Below are 1844 nucleotides of genomic sequence, written 5' to 3' on the forward strand. Positions count from 1 at the left end.
ACACCAAGATCCGCCTCCTCACCCGGATCGCCTTTGGGTTCAACAGCCCCGAGGCCATGATCGCCCTCGCCATGCTCAACCTCGGCGGCTACTGCCCACCCCTACCCGGACGTCCTACCGCGTGAATCGACCCACGGAACCAGCAGGAGAGCCAGATTTGCTGACGGTCTCACGAGGGGCTTGAATCGCACTGGCTTGGTTGGAGTCTTCATCGTCTGGAAACGTGGATGGACTCGTGCTGGAGGGCACCACGCTGGGGAAGCGGACGACGCGTCGCTGCAGCCCCGAGGAGAAGGCCGCTGTGGTGCGGGTGGTCAGGACGTTGCGCGTCGAGTGGGGATCTGGGCGCCCGACGGTGCAATGTGTGGCGTCCCCGCTCGGGTACGGCACCGAGTCGGTGCGGTGTTGGGTTCGCCAGGCCGACGTTGACGAGGGTCATGGGGCGGGGCCGGCACGAGTGAGGCTGGACCGGTGAAGGTGGTGGAGCAGGGGAACCGTGAGCTGGAGCGGGCTCACGAGATTCTTAGAGGGGCTGCGTCGTTCTTCGGGGCGGAGCTGGTCAGCACACAAGGTAGCCGCGTTCATCGACGCCGACTGCGACGACGTCGTCGCGGGTGGGCCCCTGGGGTCGCGTCCCCTGGGGGTCGAGCTTCATCTGCCGTGCGCTGCAGGTGGCCCCGAGTAGTTGCGACGAGGTCAAGAATCGTCAGCCCTCGACCTGTGCTCAACGCGACCTGGTGTGGGGTCCGGTTGGGTGTCAGGTGTGGGAGGACAACGACCGGGTCTACGGCGCGAGGAAGATCTGGAAGGCCGCCCGACGCGGTGGCCATGACGTTGGTCGTGACCAGGCCGCCCGGCTGATGCGGTCCGCGGGCAGCGACGGCGTGCGGCGAACCAAACGCATCAGGACGACCCGGTCCGAAGCGGGTGTGCCCCGGCAGCTCGACCTGGTGGGCCGCGGCGTCACCGCCCCGGCACCGAACCAGTTGTGGGTCACCGAACCGAGGTTCGTACCGACGTGGGCCGCCATCGCCTACGTCTTCATCATCGACGCCTACTCACCCACCATCGTTGGGTGGCGGGTCGCATGCCACCTGCGCACCACGATGGTCCTCAATGCCATCGAGATGGCCAGGTGGTCTCGAGGCGCCCAGCTCAAGGGGGCTGCGGTGGGTCTCCGATGCCGGGTCGCACTTCACCTCGATTCGCTAGGGCGAACGCGTCGCTGAGATCGGTGCGGTGCCCTCGATCGGCAACGTCGGCGATACCGACGATAACGCTGTGGCCGAGACCGTGAACGGCTTCGACAAGGCCGACTTGATCCGCGGTCCCGCAGGCGAAGGACGGCCCTGGAAGACCGTCGAGCTCGCCACCCTGAGCTGGGTCCACTGGCACAACCACGATCCTCTGCACGGCTACCTGGACGACCTACCGCCAGCAGAGTTCGAGAAGACGTTCTGCGCCACCGGCCGGACCGACCAAACCCCGGTCAGAATCCAATAGCCCGAGTCTTGATCAGACCCAGTGCGATTCAGGGAGCCCGATTACGAGCGCTTCACTTTCGGTTTCGGCCGGCCCCGCTGGGGGGCTCCTCAACGTATTGTGCTTATTCCCTGTTGGTGGATAGCCTCCTGTTGATGTGCGGGGTGCCGACCATGTCGTGATGCCTTCAGACAAGTAGGGGCTGTTTCCGGTCAAGCATTCAGTAGGCGGCGGTGCCGCCGTCGATGGATAGCAGAGCGCCGGTGATGCCGGCTCCTATGTCGGAGGCGAGTAGTACGGCCATCGCGGCGACCTCTTCGACTGTGTTGGGGCGTTTGATGGCCGATTCTTGGGCGAACAGG

Annotated in this window: 1 protein-coding gene and 1 pseudogene; one reads left to right on the top strand and one right to left on the bottom strand. The window is 65.6% G+C overall.

Annotated elements, in window-relative coordinates; genetic code table 11:
• Positions 1-235: 235 nt before the first annotated feature.
• Positions 236-1503: pseudogene (locus tag H7290_RS10480) on the top strand (IS3 family transposase).
• A gap of 199 nt (positions 1504-1702) precedes the next feature.
• Here the strand turns inward: H7290_RS10480 and H7290_RS21340 are convergent.
• Entirely contained in the window at positions 1703-1843 is a 141-nt protein-coding gene (locus H7290_RS21340; RefSeq protein WP_366927623.1) for an SDR family oxidoreductase, read from the bottom strand.
• Between the last annotated feature and the right edge of the window lies 1 nt (position 1844).

This window comes from Aeromicrobium sp. (genome assembly GCF_014378035.1).
GTDB lineage: Bacteria > Actinomycetota > Actinomycetes > Propionibacteriales > Nocardioidaceae > Aeromicrobium.